This window comes from Rhodanobacter sp. Root480 (assembly GCF_001426645.1).
Taxonomy (GTDB): domain Bacteria; phylum Pseudomonadota; class Gammaproteobacteria; order Xanthomonadales; family Rhodanobacteraceae; genus Rhodanobacter; species Rhodanobacter ginsenosidimutans.
The window spans coordinates 262,429-277,411 of sequence record NZ_LMEX01000003.1; the positions used below are offsets into that span (position 1 = coordinate 262,429).

Here is a 14,983-nt window from a genome sequence, read left to right on the forward strand (position 1 = left end):
CATGTCCCCCGATGAAACCCAACCCCCGGCGGCATCGCCGGATACTGCCGCTGCGCGCGTGGTGTTGTTCGATTTCGACGGCGTGCTGATGCATGGCGATGCGTTCGCGCTGTTCGCGCGCGAACGCTATGCGCGCTCGCTGGGCTGCAAGCTGATGGCCCTGCTGTGCTCGCCGGTGCTGATCCTGCTGCTGCCGTTTTCGCGCAACTGGCCGATGCGCCTGCTGGCGCGGATTGCCCTGCTGGGCATGAGCGAGCGCACCTACCAGCGCAAGGCGGAAGCGTTCGCCGGCGTGCTGGTACGTCGCCCGCGCCAGTTCTGCCGCGACGGCGTGCGCGCGTTGCGGCAGCACCAGGCGGCCGGTGATCGGGTCATCGTGGTCACCGGCTGCGAGCACCACCTTGTCAACAGCATGCTGAGCGAGCTGGGTCTGACCGACATCGAGATCGTGGCCTCGCAGCTGCGTCCCAGCGCGATCGGCATGCGCCTGCTGCGCCACAACGTGGGCGCACGCAAGGTGAAGTCGCTTGCGCAATACGGCGTCAGCGCGTGGCAGCTGGCCTACAGCGATTCGCTGCAGGATGCGCCGATGCTGAAGCCGGCGGACGAAGCCGTGCTGGTCAACGGCACGCCGCGGCTGTGCAAGAAAGTGGAAAAGGCGCTGGGCCGCGCCGTGACCCGGGTGGCCTGGTACTGAACGACTGAATGCAGGAGCGACTTCAGTCGCGATGCTTCTGCTGATGCCCGAAGAAAGAGCATCGCGGCTGAAGCCGCTCCTGCAATAAGCGCGCTCCGGTAGCCGTTCCGCGGGAGGGCCTCAGCGCGTACCGCGCACCACGATGGTCTTGCCGGACACGTCGATCATCCGCTGCTCTTCCAATTGCTTCAGTACGCGCCCCACCATCTCGCGCGAGCAACCCACGATGCGGCTCACTTCCTGACGCGAGATGCGGATCTGGGTGCCGTCGGGATGGGTCATGGCATCCGGCTCCTGGCACAGGTCCAGCAGCGTGCGCGAGATGCGGTTGTTGACGTCCATGAACGCCATGCGGCTGACCTGGCGCGAGGTACGCAGCAGCCGGTGGGTGAGTTGCGAGCCGATCGCGCAGAGGATCTTGGGGCATTCCTCGCGCAGCGGGCCTTCCATCAGCTGGAACAGCCGCTCGTAGCTGACCTCGGCCATCTCGCAGGGCGTGCGCGTGCGCACCACCGATTCGCGCGCCGCCTGTGCCACGAACAGCCCCATCTCGCCGATGAACTGGCCGCGGTTGATGTAGGCCAGGATCAGTTCACGCCCCTGCTCATCCTCGGTGCAGACGGCCAGCGATCCCTCGACGACGTAGTACAGCGTATTGGCCGGATCGCCGGGACGGATGATCGCCGTCTTGCCCGGGTAGCGGCGGCGATGGCACAGCGCCAGGAAGCGCTCCATCGAGGCCGGATCGGGTGCGAAACCTAGTGGCGCCTGCGAGCTTTCGAAAGCTTGCTGAAGTTGATATTTGAGCTGGGCCAATTCAGTTTTCCCCTACTGGTAAATTCACGCATCTGTCGCGGTGCCGTTTCCGTCCCCTGCCGCCAGCTGAACATTATGGCAAACAAGAACGTCTTGCGGAGGTTCTGTTTTACTGCCGTTTGCCCCATACTTCGCGGTCTTTCGGCGGCGCTGAGCCTGTGCCCGCCGATTGCGAGGGTCGCGTCAGGTTTCAGCCTGCGCTTCAATACGATTCAGCGGGGACCCTTGTCGCTAACCCGCCTCTACAGCTGACCGAGCCTTTCGGTCATGGAGAGCCGCCCGTGGTCAAACCACTTCCCCGTCTGCGCCTGCAGGGTTTCAACAACCTGACCAAGGCGTTGAGCTTCAACATCTACGACATCTGCTACGCGGTGTCGGAGGAGCAGCGCGGCCGCTACATCGAGTATATCGATGAGCAGTACGATGCCGACCGCCTGACCCAGATCCTCACCGACGTGGCGGAGATCATCGGCGCCAACATCCTCAATATCGCACGCCAGGATTACGATCCGCAGGGCGCTTCGGTGACGATGCTGATTTCCGAAGAGCCGGTGGTGGAGAAGCTGGGCCGCGACTCGATCGCGGGCGCCGTCGTGGCGCACATGGACAAGAGCCACATCACTGTCCACACCTATCCGGAAACGCACCCGCACAACGGCATCGCCACCTTCCGCGCCGATATCGACGTGGCTACCTGCGGCGTGATTTCGCCGCTGAAGGCGCTGAACTACCTGATCGACAGCTTCGAGTCGGACATCGTGGTGTGCGACTACCGCGTGCGCGGCTTCACCCGCGACGTGAAGGGCAAGAAGCACTTCATCGACCACAAGATCAACTCGGTGCAGGACTACCTGGCCAAGCACATCCGCCAGAAATACGAGATGTTCGACGTCAACGTGTACCAGGAAAACATGTTCCACACGAAGATGCACATCAAGGACTTCGACCTGGACACCTATCTGTTCGAGTCGCACGCCGACGACCTGTCGTTCAAGGAGCGCCAGCGGATCGAGTCGCTGGTCAGCCGCGAGATCGAGGAACTGTTCCACGGCCGCAACCTGATGTGACGAAAAAACCCGCCGAAAGGCGGGTTTTTTTCTGCGGCGTGGCGCGCTCGGCGCCAGGCCGGCTCAGTGCGAATCGCGCGGCACCTCGCTGCCGCTGCCGCCGACCAGGATGTCCAGGTCGGCACCGAGGTTGGCCTGCTGCACGTGGTCCACGTAGAGCTTGTACCAGCCGCGTTTCGGCACCTCGGGTGCTTTCCACAGCGCGCGCCGCCGTGCCAGTTCCTCGTCGGTCACATCCAGGTGGATGCGCCGCGCGGCCACGTCGAGCTCGATCATGTCGCCGTTCTGCACCAGCGCCAGCGGACCGCCGGCGGCGGCCTCGGGCGAGGTGTGCAGCACCACGGTGCCGTAGGCGGTGCCGCTCATGCGGCCGTCGGAAATGCGCACCATGTCGGTGATGCCGCGCTTGAGCAGCTTGGGCGGCAGCGGCATGTTGCCCACTTCGGCCATGCCGGGGTAGCCGCGCGGGCCGCAGTTCTTCAGCACCATCACGCAGTGCTCGTCGATATCCAGCGCGTCATCGTCGATGCGTGCATTCAGGTCCTCGATGTTCTCGAACACCACGGCGCGGCCGCGATGCTGCAGCAGATGCGTGGACGCCGCCGAGGGTTTGATCACCGCGCCATCCGGCGCCAGGTTGCCGCGCAGCACGGCGATGCCGGCATCGGGCTTGAACGGTTCGCTGGCGGTCGTGATGACGTCGCGATTCCAGCACGGCGCCGACGCCACGTTTTCACCCAATGTCTTGCCGTTTACGGTCAGCGCATCCAGGTGCAGGTGAGGAGCCATTTCGCGCAGTACGGCAGGCAGGCCGCCGGCGTAGTAGTAGTCCTCCATCAGGTGTTCGCCGGAGGGCTGCAGGTTGACCAGGCACGGGAGCTTCGAGCCAAGGTCATCCCAGTCCTTTAGATTGAGTTCCACGCCGATGCGTCCGGCCATGGCCAACAGGTGGATGACCGCATTGGTCGATCCACCGATGGCCGCGTTGGCGACAATGGCATTCTCGAAGGCGTTGCGCGTCATGATCTTCGACATGCGCATGTCCTCGTGCACCATCTGCACGATGCGCCGCCCGCTGAGTTGCGCCAGCCGATAGCGGCGCGAATCCACGGCGGGAATGGCGGCATTCTCGGGCAGCGACATGCCCAGCGCCTCGACCATGTTGGCCATGGTGGAGGCGGTGCCCATCGTCATGCAGGTGCCGCCCTTGGAGCGGTGCATGCAGGACTCGGCCTCGACGAAATCCTCCTGCTCCATTTCGCCGGCGCGAACCATTTCCGACATTTTCCACACGCCGGTACCCGAGCCGATCTTCTGCCCGCGCCAGCGGCCGGTGAGCATGGGGCCGCCGGACACGCCGATGGTCGGCAAGTCGCAGCTGGCCGCGCCCATCATCAGCGACGGCGTGGTCTTGTCGCAGCCCATCAACAGCACCACGCCGTCGATCGGATTGGCGCGGATGGATTCCTCGACATCCATGCTGGCCAGGTTGCGGAACAGCATCGCGGTGGGGCGCATCTGGGTCTCGCCCAGCGACATCACCGGGAATTCGAGTGGGAAGCCGCCCGCCTCGTAGACACCGCGCTTGACGTACTCGGCCAGCTCGCGGAAATGCCCGTTGCACGGCGTCAGTTCCGACCAGGTGTTGCAGATGCCGATCACCGGCCGGCCATCGAAAAGATCGCTGGGATAGCCCTGGTTTTTCAGCCAGCTTCGGTAGAGGAAGCCGCTTTTGCCTTCGTGGCCGAACCAGGATTGGCTGCGTCTTTTCGTGTCTTTGGGAGAAGTCATGGGTTAGCGATGTCCTTTGCTGGGGGATCCGTGGATCCGCTGGCGCGCCTGTGAAAACTGGCTTTACAGGCGGCAGACTACAGGGCATATTGATACAAATAAAATAATATTTATAGCGTTATTGATACACGTAAACGTATCGAAAGAACGGTGGAGATCGTTACCCATGCAGGCATCATCCGCTCGGCAGCAGGGCAGTGGCGCGGCCCTTGGCGACACGCTTTATCCGGACCTGCGCTCGCGGCGGGTGTTCATCACCGGTGGCGGCAGCGGCATCGGTGAAGCGCTGGTGGAAGCGTTCGTGCGCCAGGGTGCGCAGGTGGCGTTCGTCGACATCAATGCCGCGGTGAGCGAGGCCCTGGTCGAGCGGTTGCGCGCGCAGGGTCTCGGCCCCGCGCCGTGGTGGCGCCGTTGCGATGTCACCGATGTGCCGTCGCTGCAGCAGGCGATCGTCGACGCGGCGCAGGCGCTGGGCACGTTCGATGTGCTGGTGAACAACGTGGGCAGCGACGATCGCCACGCGCTTGAGGATGTCACGCCCGACTATTGGGACCAGCGCATCGGCGTCAACCAGCGCGCGGCTTTTTTTGCGATCCAGTCGGTGGTGCCGGGCATGCGTGAGCAGGGGCGCGGTTCCATCATCAACCTGGGTTCGACCGGCTGGCAGACCAAGAACGCGGGCTACCCCTGCTATGCCACCGCCAAGTCGTCGATGAACGGCATGATGCGCGGCATGGCCAAGGCGCTGGGCGAGCATCGCATCCGCATCAACGTGCTCAGCCCCGGCTGGGTGATGACGGAACGCCAGATCACGCAGTGGCTGGATGCCGAGAGCGAGAAGGAGCTGATGAAAAACCAGTGCCTTCCCGACAAGGTGATGCCCGAGGACATCGCCGCGATGGCGCTGTTTCTCGCCTCGGACGCGTCGCGCGCCTGCACCGCGCAGGAGTTCGTGGTCGACGCCGGCTGGACCTGACCGGCCACGTCCGTCAATCGAGCCGTGGCAACCCGTAGACGTCGCTGGCGGCCTGCTTCAGCGCCGTCAGCATGCATCGGGCCGCCGGTGACAGCAGCCAGTCCTTGCGCGTGATGATGCCGAAGTCGTCCATCTTGCAGGCCAGCTCCACCGGCACCTGCGCTATGACGCCGTGCGCCACGTAGTACTCGGCCGCATCGGTGGGGATCACGCTGATGTAATCCGTGCGCCGCAACATGTTGAGCACGAACACCAGCGCCGTCGATTCGATCAGCCGCTCGGGCAGGGCCAGCCCGGTATTGTGGAACAGCAGCTCGAACCGGTGCCGCAGCACGCTGCCGGGTGGCGGCACGATCCAGCCGTATCGCGCCATGTCGGCCAGGGAGGGTTTCTTCAGAGCCAGGATCGGGTGGTCGGGGCTGACGATGGCGCAGATCTGTTCCTCGGCCAGCGCCTGGTAATGCAGCTGGCTCTTGTCGTGCCGGGCAAAGAGCCGGGCCACGAGGATGTCCAGCTTGCGTTGCGCCAGGCGCTCCATCAGCACGTCGCTGCTCTCCACCAGCATCGAGACGCGCAGCAGGGGGCGCTCCTGCAAGGCGCGCTTGATGGCTTCGGGAATCAGCGTGACCGCCGGCCCCTGGATGGCGCCCACGCGCACGGTGCCGGCGTAGCCTTCCTTCAGCGATTCGATCTCGTCGCCGGCTTCGCCGAGGCTGGCCAGCGCGATGCGCGCATGGCGGATCATCACCTCGCCGTACAAGGTGGCGCGCATGCCGCGCGGCATGCGTTCGAACAGCGGCACCTCCATCAGGTCTTCGAGGTCCTTGAGCAGTTTCGAGGCCGCCGGTTGCGACACGTCCAGCGACTCCGCCGCGCGGTGGATATTGCCCTGCTCATCGATGGCGACCAGCAGCAGCAACTGCCGCGTCTTCAGCCGCGCGCGCAGAAACCACGGTTTTTCCTGGGACACAACGGGCACTCCTGCACTAAAAACAACATACGCGTTTAGGTATCAGTTGACCTAAAAGCCATATTTGTTGTGTATACATGGCCCCGGCAGAATGGGCAATGATCCGGGACAGCCAGGCTTGGCTTGCTCCCGCTGCCCGACCTTGGCCGGGCGCATTCCCCAGCTGTCAGGATGTTTGTATGCGATTGATCCAGTTCGTCGACGATGCCCGGACGCCCCGGGTGGGCGAGGTCGATGCCAGTGGCGCCACCGTGAAGGCATTGGCCGGTGCGCAGACCTTGTACGCCCTGGCGCAGGAGGCGCTGGCTTCGGGCCAGTCGCTGGCCGCGCTGATCGGCGCGCGGCCGCGCGACGAGTCGTTCGACTACGCCACCTTGCTCGCCAATGGCCGCGTGCTGCCACCGCTGCAGCACCCGGACCCGGCGCACTGCCTGGTGACCGGCACCGGTCTGACCCACACCGGCAGCGCCGCCACCCGCGACGCGATGCATCAGCAGGAAGCCAAGCCGAAGGTCGAAGAGGAAACGCTGACCGATTCGATGCGCATCTTCCGCTGGGGCCTGGAAGGCGGCCGCCCGACCGACGGTCGCCCCGGCGTGCAGCCGGAGTGGTTCTACAAGGGCAATGGCCACATCGTGGTGGGCACGGGCGCGGCGCTGTCGTCGCCCGGCTTCGCGCTGGACGGGGGCGAGGAGCCGGAGTTGGTCGGCATCTACCTCATCGACGACGCGGGTACGCCGCGGCGCCTGGGCTTCGCGCTGGGCAACGAATTTTCCGACCACGTGACCGAGCGTCAGAATTATCTCTATCTGGCCCACTCGAAATTGCGCCAGTGCGCCGTGGGGCCGGAATTGTGGACCGGCGAACTGCCGGACGACCTGCGCGGGCAGAGCCGCATCCGCCGGCAGGGCAAGGTGATCTGGGAAAAGCCCTTCGTCACCGGCGAGTCGAACATGTGCCACACGCTCGACAACCTTGAATACCATCACTTCAAGTACGCCGCCCACCGCCGCCCGGGCGACGTCCATCTGCACTTCATGGGCACGGCGACGCTGAGCTTCGCCGACGGCATCCGGGTGGAGCCGGGCGACGAGTTCGAGATCGACCTGCCGGCGATGGGCGCGCCACTGCGCAATACGTTGCAGGTCGTCGAGGACGACTTTTCGATCGGTGGCGTGCAGCCACTGTAGGCTGTGACGACAGCCACGACGAAGACATGCCGGCGCCTCATGGCCGGCAAGGGATCGAGAGACGGCGCAAGGGACACGGACGGTACGCGGCGGAGTTCTACACGGCGGTGAAGGCGGCCTGCATGGCGACCTGATACCGCAGATCGGAGTTGCGTGTGCATCCCGCGGGGAGCGGGGCGGCACCTGTATCGACAGCACCACATAACCGGTTTCGAAGGGGAAGAGCATGTATCAGTCCGACAGTGAGGCAACCGCCGTGACGCCTCTCGATGTACCCAAGGGGCAGCACAGGAAGCCCCTGCCCATCATCTACATCGTGGGGCCCATCGCCGCCCTTGCCGGCTTGCTGTTCGGCATGGACATCGGCGTGATCTCGGGCGCGTTGCCGCTGATCGCCGAAGCGTTCCACGCCTCCGACCTGGTCCAGGAAATGATCGTCGCCGCGATGATGGCCGGCGCGGCGGTGGGTGCGATCGGCGGCGGCTGGCTGTCGCACCGCTTCGGTCGCCGGGTCACGTTGCTGATCAGCGGCGTGATCTTCGTGGTGGGCGCGGTCGGTTGCGCCGTGGCGATGTCGTCGACCACGCTGATCGTCATGCGCGGCCTGCTGGGTATCGCGGTGGGCATCTCGTCCTACATCGCGCCGATCTACCTGTCGGAGATGTCGCCTGAACGCAATCGCGGCGCGCTGATCGCCGGTTACCAGTTGTCGATCATGATCGGCATCCTGCTCGCCTACCTGATCGGTGCGGGGCTCAGCTATTCCGGCAACTGGCGCCTGATGCTGGGGTCGATGGCACCGTTCGCGGCCATCCTTGTGATCACGATGTTCTTCCTGCCGACCAGCCCGCGCTGGTTGATGTCCAAGAAGCGGGATGACGAGGCGCGCGCCGTCTTGCTGAAACTGAGGGAAAACGACCTCAGCGTCGCCGAGGCGGAAATGGCGGCCATCAGCGTGAGCCTGCAGGTGGAGGGCAACGGCTTCAAGTTGTTCCGCACGAATCCGAATTTCCGCCGCTCCACCTTCTTGGGCATGCTGCTGCAGTTCATGCAGCAATTCACCGGCGCCAACGTGATCCTGTATTACGCGCCGAAGATCCTGGGCCTGGCCGGTATCGCCACCGGGGCCAATCGCATGTGGGGCACGGTCGCCATCGGCGCGCTGATGGTGCTGGCCACCTTCATCGCCATCAACCAGGTCGATCGCCTGGGCCGCAAGCCGCTGCTGTACATCGGCTACTCCGTCATGGGGCTGTGCATGCTGGGCATGGCGGCACTGTTCCATGTGGGGCTGGGGTCCGGATATTCCGCCGCCATTGCCATCGCGCTGCTGGTCGCGTTCGTGATCGCCTACGCGATGTCCGCCGCGCCGGTGGTGTGGATCCTGTGCTCGGAGATCCAGCCGCTGAACGGTCGCGACTTCGGCGTGTCCTGCTCGACGGTGACCAACTGGGTGAGCAACTTCGTCGTCGGCGCCACCTTCCTGTCGCTGCTGACGGCGCTGGGTACCGGGCCCACGTTCGCCCTCTATGCGGTGCTCAACTTCCTGTTCATCGGCCTGGTCTGGCGACTGTTGCCGGAGACCAAGGGCGTGACCCTGGAGAACATCGAACGCAAGCTGATGTCCGGTGTACGCCTGCGCGATATCGGCATCTGACGGCGTGCGCCTCGCGGCCGGCTGGTTCGCGAGGCGCGCACGATGCCGTTCCATTCCACTGCGAGGAGCCTGTCCGTGAAGAATCCCCATCGCCACCTGATGTTGAGCCTCGCCTGCGCGCTGTTGCTGCCGAGCGCCGCGCTGGCCACGACCGCCACGCGTTCCAGTTTTGGCTCGATGCCCGGCGGCAGCAAGGTCGAGGCGGTCAAGTTGCAGAACGGGCACGGCACCAGCGTCACGGTGATCGCGTACGGCGCGCGGGTGCAGTCGCTCATCACGCCCGACCGCAACGGGAAGCTGGCGGATGTGGCGCTGGGCTACAACACGATGGACGGCTATCTGTCCAAACGCCAGTTCTTCGGCGCCACCGTCGGCCGCTTCGCCAACCGCATCGACAAGGGCCAGTTCACGCTTGACGGCGTGCACCACCAGCTCACCCTCAACGACGGCCCCAACTCCCTGCATGGGGGAATCGGCGGTCTCGACACGCGGTTGTGGAAAGTCACTTCCGTGAAGCAGGGCCCCACGGCCAGCGTCACGCTGAGCGACGTCAGCCCCGACGGCGACCAGGGTTATCCCGGCCGCCTGTCCCTCACGGTCACGTACTCGCTGGATGAAGACAATCAGCTGACCATCGATCACCGCGCTACCACGGACAAGACGACCATCGTCAACCTGTCCAACCACACCTACTGGAACCTCAACGGCGAGGGCTCGGGCACGGCGATGGATCAACGGCTGATGATCCCGGCCGACGAAATCACGCCGGTGGACGACACCCTGATCCCGACCGGCGCTTTCCTTGCGGTGGCCGGCACGCCCTACGATTTCCGCCAGGCCAAGGCGATCGGCAAGGACGTCCGCGATGGCCATTCACACCAGTTGATGACCGGCAAGGGTTACGACATGAACTGGGTGATCAGCCACGCGAAGAGCGCCCAGCCGCGACTGGTGGCGCAGGTGGAATCGCCCGACAGCGGTCGCGTGCTGCGTCTGTATTCGGATCAGCCTGGCCTGCAGTTCTATTCCGGCAATTTCCTCGACGGCACCACGGTGGGCAAATCCGGGCACACGTATCGCCAGGGCGACGCGTTCGTGCTGGAGCCGCAGCTGTTCCCGGACACGCCCAACCATCCGGAGTTCGGCTCGGCCGTGTTGAAGCCGGGACAGGTGTATGAAAACCGCATGGTCTATCGCTTCTCGACCGACAAGGGCGGCAAGTGATCCGCACTGTCCGCACGTTGTGATGAAAAACCCCGCGAAAGCGGGGTTTTTTTGTGTCAGCCGTTCGCCTTGATGAAATCGATGAAGGCGCGCAGCGGTGCCGGCACCAGCCGCCGTCCGGGGTAATAAAGAAAGGGTCCGGGGAAGGACAGCCACCACGGCTCCAGCACCGCTTCCAGCGCGCCGCTGTCCAGCTGCGGGCGGATCCAGTCCTCGAACATCGCCACGATGCCGCAGCCGGCGACCGCTGCGTCGACGGCCAGGTCGGAGGCGCCGCCCATGCGCACCACCAGCGGCCCGGTCGGTTCCACCAGTACGGTTTCGCCGTCCCTCTCGAACTCCCAGGCGGGCATGTTGCCGCTGGCGAAGCGGCCGCGCAGGCAGGCGTGGGCGAGCAGGTCGCGCGGATGCTGCGGGCGGCCGTGAAGGTCCAGGTAGGCCGGCGACGCGGCCGTGGCGAAGCGCTGCACGCGGGGCCCGATCGGTACCGCGATCATGTCCTGCTCCAGCCGTTCGTCGTAGCGGATGCCCGCATCGCAGCCGGCGGCCAGCACGTCGACGAAGCTTTCGTCGGTGAGCACTTCCAGACGGATCTCGGGATAGGCCGCCAGGAACGGCGGCACGATGGCGGGCAACACCAGCCGCGAGGCGCTCATCGGTACGTTGAGCCGCAAGGTGCCCGCGGGGCGCTCGCGAAAGCGGTTGACCACGTCCAGCGCGCCTTCCACCTCGGCCAGGGCCGGGCGCAGCCGTTCCAGCAAGCCCATGCCGGCTTCGGTTGGCGCCACGCTGCGTGTGGTGCGATGGAGCAGGCGTACGCCCAGCTGCGTTTCGAGCCGGCGCACCGCCTCGCTGAGCATGGATGCGCTGCCGCCGCTGAGGCGCGCGCCTTCACGGAAACCGCCGGCGGTCGCCACGGTCACGAATGCGTTCAGATCGGCCAGGTTGGGTTTCATCGCTTTCTCCACCGGATCTCCATTGTGCGGAAAACGGTACAAGTCGTGCGGATTGTTACCGCTTATCGCGCTATCCGGCAGGTTCTACGCTTGGATTCCCCCCTGACAGGAGATTGACCATGTCCCACATCACGAAGTCCGGCACCTTCCAGCTCGGCGACCGTCGCGTCCATCGGCTGGGTTACGGCGCGATGCAGTTGGCCGGCCCCGGCGTGTTCGGTCCGCCTCGCGATCGCAACGCGGCGCTGGCGGTGCTGCGTGCCGCGGTCGAAAGCGGTGTGGACCATATCGACACCAGCGATTTCTACGGCCCGCACGTCACCAACCGACTGATCCGCGACGCCCTGCATCCGTATCGGGACGATCTGGTCATCGTTACCAAGATCGGCGCGCGGCGCGATGACAAGGGCGGCTGGTTGCCCGCGTTTTCACGCGAGGAGCTGACGGCCGCCGTGCACGACAACCTGCGCAACCTGGGCCTGGAGGCGCTCGACGTGGTCAACCTGCGCATCATGTTCGACACGCATGGGCCGGCCGAAGGCTCGATCGCGGAGCCGCTCTCGGTGCTCGCCGACCTGCAACGACAGGGCCTGGTGCGCCATGTCGGCCTGAGCAACGTCACGCCCACGCAAATCGCGGAAGGGCGCGGCATCTGCAACATCGCCTGCGTGCAGAACCAATACAATCTCGCGCATCGTGACGACGATGGTTTGATCGATGAGTTGGCCCGCGACGACATCGCCTACGTGCCATTTTTCCCGTTGGGCGGTTTCAGTCCGCTGCAATCGTCGACCCTGTCCGACGTGGCCGCGCGCCTCGGTGCCACACCGATGCAGGTGGCGCTGGCCTGGTTGCTGCAGCGCTCGCCCAACATCCTGCTGATCCCCGGTACGTCGTCGGTCGATCATTTGCACGAGAACCTGGCGGCGGCCGATCTGGTGTTGTCGGACGAGGTGCGGCGTGAACTGGACAGCGTGGCGAGCGCTGGCTGACGCGGGTATACGGACAGGCGGCGGATGCCTTCACGCCTGCCGCCCTAGGCTTTGGCCATGCGTGCGTGGCTGCTCCTGCTACTTCTCGGTTCCCTCGCCGCCCTGGTCTGGGTTCGCGGCTGGCGTCCGCCGGATCGCTACAACCCCTGGGCGCCGCTGGATCTGCGCGCTGAACCGGACCGCTTCCTGCGTTACAAGATGCGCCGCCTCGCGGCCGATCCAGCGCGTTGCCTGGCGGCGTTGCGCCAGGCGGACGTGCGGTTTGCGCTGGTGCCCGATCGCACGGGTCCAGGCGGTTGCGGCTGGCATGATGCGGTGCGCTTGCGCGGTACCGGCGTGGCCACGCTGTCCAGCCCGGCGGTGATGTCGTGCCCGTTGGCCGCCACGCTGGTGCTGTTCGACCGCGATGCGTTGCAACCGGCGGCGCACGCGTCGTTTCATCAGCCGGTGGTGCGCATCGACCACGTGGGCAGCTATGCCTGCCGCAATGTCTATCACCGCAACGATGCGCCGCTGAGCCGGCATGCCCGCGCGCAGGCCATCGATATCACCGGGTTTCGGCTGGCCGATGGCCGGCGCGTCGAGATCGGCAAGGACTGGGACGATGCCGGGCCCGCGGGCCGGTTTCTGCGCCAGGTGCATGGTCGCGGCTGCGCGGTCGCCGGCATGCTGCTGGGGCCGGATTACAACGCCGCCCACCGCACGCATTTCCACATCGAGGCCACGGGCTGGGGCTATTGCCCAGGAGGCGGCTCGGGTCAGATGCGGTAAGCCACGGTTTTCATCACCATCGAGCTGGCGTGCATCAGTTGCGGCAGCGGGAAGGGCAGGGCGATGCCGCCGCGTTGCTGTGCGGCGTCGGCGTGACGGACTTCGTCAACCTGCATCTGCGTCAGCACGGCGCGCGAGCGTTCGTCCGCGGCAGGCAGTTTTTCCAGATGCTCGGCCAGGTGCGCTTCCACCTGGTGCTCGGTTTCCACCACGAAGCCCAGGCTGACCGGATCGCCGACCAGAGCCGCCGCCGCGCCGATCGCGTAGCTGCCCGCATACCACAGCGGATTGAGCAGGCTGGGGCGGCTGTCCAGTTGTTGCAGGCGCTGCGCGCACCAGGCCAGGTGGTCCGTTTCCTCCGCCGCTGCGTGCAACAGATGGGCACGGTTGTCGGCGTCGCGGGCCAGCGCGGCCTGGCCGAAATACAGCGCCTGCGCGCAGACCTCGCCGGTGTGGTTGACGCGCATCAGCCCGGCGGCGTGGCGGCGCTCAGCATCGTCGAGATCGGCTTCGGCAATGCCACTGGCCGGCGACGGGCGCTCGGCCATGGGCATGCCGGCGATCGCTTCCAGCGCGCGCTCGCAGCGGTCAAGCAGGCGATCGAAGGGGCTCAGGGTGCGAACATTCATGGGAATGATTATCCGGGGTATCGGTAGCGGAATGATCGGTATCGAGTTGCTGCGCCAGCAGGGTCAGCGGATGTTGCGTCGGCCACTGCCCGTCGGCTCCGGCGGCCAGGTGCAGGCGGCAACCGATATTGGATGACAGCAAAGCCTGTGGCTCCAGCAAGGCGACTTGCTCCAGCGTGTCGTCGCGCAACTTGGCGGCGCGGGCGGGGAACTCCAGCATGTGGCTGCCGGCCGCGCCGCAGCAGTACGGCGGGCGTGGCAGCGGCTGCACGTCGAGCAGCGGAACCTGTCGCAGCAACGACAGCATCGCCGACTCGCTGCGCGCCACGTTGACCTGCGTGCATGGCAGGTGCACCGCGATCCGCCGTGCCAGCGGGCGAAACCGCAGCGTGTTGGCGCGCGTAGCCAGCAGCTCGAAGGGGTCGGTCACCGCCACGCCGGGCAATGCGCGACGCAAGCTGCCGAGGCAGCCGGGTGTCACCGAAACCAGCCCGCTGGCGCCGCTGGATTGCCATGCCTCGCGCACGCGCTGCGCCGCCTTTTCCGCGGATTGCGCCTCACCGCCATGCAGATCCATCGCACCACAGCAGAACGCCGGCAGCACGCTCACCTGGAAGCCGGCCGCACGCAACAGGACTACGGCGGCGGCCTGCGCTTCGGCGTCCTCGACGCTGGCCACGCAGCCGGGGAACAGCGCCAGCGTCGGCGTTCCCGAACGGGTTTCGTCGATTTCCGTATCGATCGGTGCGGCGACCGCGCCGGTCGGCAAGGTGAGCAAGGCGGCGCGCGTGGTCGAATCGCGCGGCAGGCGTCGCGCCAGCCAGCCTTTCCAGCGATCCATCGCCAGCGCGTGGCCGAGGCGACGCAGCGCGCGCATCCATGCCGGGCGCTGCAGCAGCTTCAGCAACCAGCGCGGCCGCCGCGTGGAAGGCCCCAGCAGGGCGCGGGTCTCGATCAGCAACTCGTCGTATTGCACGTGGGCCGGACACACCTTTTCGCAATCGAGGCAGCCCAGGCAGTGATCCAGGTGCAGGCGCAACGCCGCCGTGGGCTCGACCTCGCCACGCGCCAGCGCGGCGGCGATGGCGATGCGGCCGCGCGGGGATTCGGCCTCGTTGCGATCCATCTGGTAGGTGGGGCAAACCGGCAGGCAAAGGCCGCACTGCACGCACTGGTCGGCCAGTTCGACGATGCGCCTGGCCGAACCGGGAGTGGGGGACTTTTCAAGCGGCATGCCCATCATGCTA

General features: G+C 65.9%; 14 protein-coding genes. 8 read left to right on the top strand and 6 right to left on the bottom strand.

The window, feature by feature from the left end:
- Position 1 precedes the first annotated feature (1 nt).
- Entirely contained in the window at positions 2–697 is a 696-nt protein-coding gene (locus ASD22_RS13915; RefSeq protein ID WP_056084837.1) for an HAD family hydrolase, read from the top strand.
- 120 nt (positions 698–817) lie between these two features.
- On the opposite strand, the gene crp is transcribed toward ASD22_RS13915, so the two are convergent.
- Positions 818–1,513: a cAMP-activated global transcriptional regulator CRP gene (gene crp / locus ASD22_RS13920; protein ID WP_056084840.1), complete on the bottom strand. Its 696-nt coding sequence runs from the start codon at positions 1,511–1,513 to the stop codon at positions 818–820.
- Positions 1,514–1,794: 281 nt separating this feature from the next.
- On the opposite strand from crp, the gene speD reads away from it, so the two are divergent.
- Complete coding sequence (gene speD / locus ASD22_RS13925) at positions 1,795–2,580, top strand: adenosylmethionine decarboxylase (protein WP_056084842.1); 786 nt, start codon at positions 1,795–1,797, stop codon at positions 2,578–2,580.
- A gap of 63 nt (positions 2,581–2,643) precedes the next feature.
- Here the strand turns inward: speD and ASD22_RS13930 are convergent, their stop codons facing one another.
- Entirely contained in the window at positions 2,644–4,371 is a 1,728-nt protein-coding gene (locus ASD22_RS13930; RefSeq protein WP_056084844.1) for an IlvD/Edd family dehydratase, read from the bottom strand.
- Positions 4,372–4,537: 166 nt separating this feature from the next.
- Between ASD22_RS13930 and ASD22_RS13935 the strand changes: the two genes are divergently transcribed.
- On the top strand, positions 4,538–5,347 hold the full coding sequence (locus ASD22_RS13935) for an SDR family oxidoreductase (protein ID WP_056084846.1): 810 nt from the start codon (positions 4,538–4,540) through the stop codon (positions 5,345–5,347).
- A gap of 13 nt (positions 5,348–5,360) precedes the next feature.
- Here the strand turns inward: ASD22_RS13935 and ASD22_RS13940 are convergent, their stop codons facing one another.
- Positions 5,361–6,317 carry a LysR family transcriptional regulator gene (locus ASD22_RS13940; protein WP_056084848.1) on the bottom strand — a complete coding sequence of 319 codons (957 nt, stop codon included), beginning with the start codon at positions 6,315–6,317 and terminating at the stop codon, positions 5,361–5,363.
- A gap of 179 nt (positions 6,318–6,496) precedes the next feature.
- On the opposite strand from ASD22_RS13940, the gene araD1 reads away from it, so the two are divergent.
- From araD1 to ASD22_RS13955, 3 genes are all read left to right on the top strand, one after another.
- Positions 6,497–7,507: an AraD1 family protein gene (gene araD1 / locus ASD22_RS13945; RefSeq protein ID WP_056084850.1), complete on the top strand. Its 1,011-nt coding sequence runs from the start codon at positions 6,497–6,499 to the stop codon at positions 7,505–7,507.
- Between the two features lie 226 nt (positions 7,508–7,733).
- Positions 7,734–9,164: a sugar porter family MFS transporter gene (locus ASD22_RS13950; RefSeq protein ID WP_082520278.1), complete on the top strand. Its 1,431-nt coding sequence runs from the start codon at positions 7,734–7,736 to the stop codon at positions 9,162–9,164.
- A gap of 75 nt (positions 9,165–9,239) precedes the next feature.
- On the top strand, positions 9,240–10,388 hold the full coding sequence (locus tag ASD22_RS13955; RefSeq protein WP_200946372.1) for an aldose epimerase family protein: 1,149 nt from the start codon (positions 9,240–9,242) through the stop codon (positions 10,386–10,388).
- 56 nt (positions 10,389–10,444) lie between these two features.
- Here ASD22_RS13955 and ASD22_RS13960 read toward each other — a convergent pair whose 3' ends face one another.
- On the bottom strand, positions 10,445–11,323 hold the full coding sequence (locus ASD22_RS13960; protein WP_200945417.1) for a LysR family transcriptional regulator: 879 nt from the start codon (positions 11,321–11,323) through the stop codon (positions 10,445–10,447).
- 140 nt (positions 11,324–11,463) lie between these two features.
- Between ASD22_RS13960 and ASD22_RS13965 the strand changes: the two genes are divergently transcribed.
- Positions 11,464–12,336, top strand: coding sequence for an aldo/keto reductase family oxidoreductase (locus ASD22_RS13965; protein ID WP_056084857.1), 873 nt, complete (start codon positions 11,464–11,466; stop codon positions 12,334–12,336).
- Between the two features lie 57 nt (positions 12,337–12,393).
- Complete coding sequence (locus tag ASD22_RS13970) at positions 12,394–13,107, top strand: extensin family protein (RefSeq protein WP_056084859.1); 714 nt, start codon at positions 12,394–12,396, stop codon at positions 13,105–13,107.
- On the opposite strand, the gene coq7 is transcribed toward ASD22_RS13970, so the two are convergent.
- Positions 13,095–13,736 (bottom strand): 2-polyprenyl-3-methyl-6-methoxy-1,4-benzoquinone monooxygenase, encoded by a 642-nt coding sequence (gene coq7 / locus ASD22_RS13975; protein ID WP_056084862.1) that lies wholly within the window; start codon positions 13,734–13,736, stop codon positions 13,095–13,097. The genes ASD22_RS13970 and coq7 overlap by 13 nt on opposite strands.
- A complete protein-coding gene (locus tag ASD22_RS13980; protein ID WP_235577649.1) occupies positions 13,696–14,970 on the bottom strand; it encodes a (Fe-S)-binding protein in 1,275 nt (424 codons plus the stop codon). Before ASD22_RS13980 ends, coq7 begins: the two co-directional genes overlap by 41 nt.
- Positions 14,971–14,983: the final 13 nt, after the last annotated feature.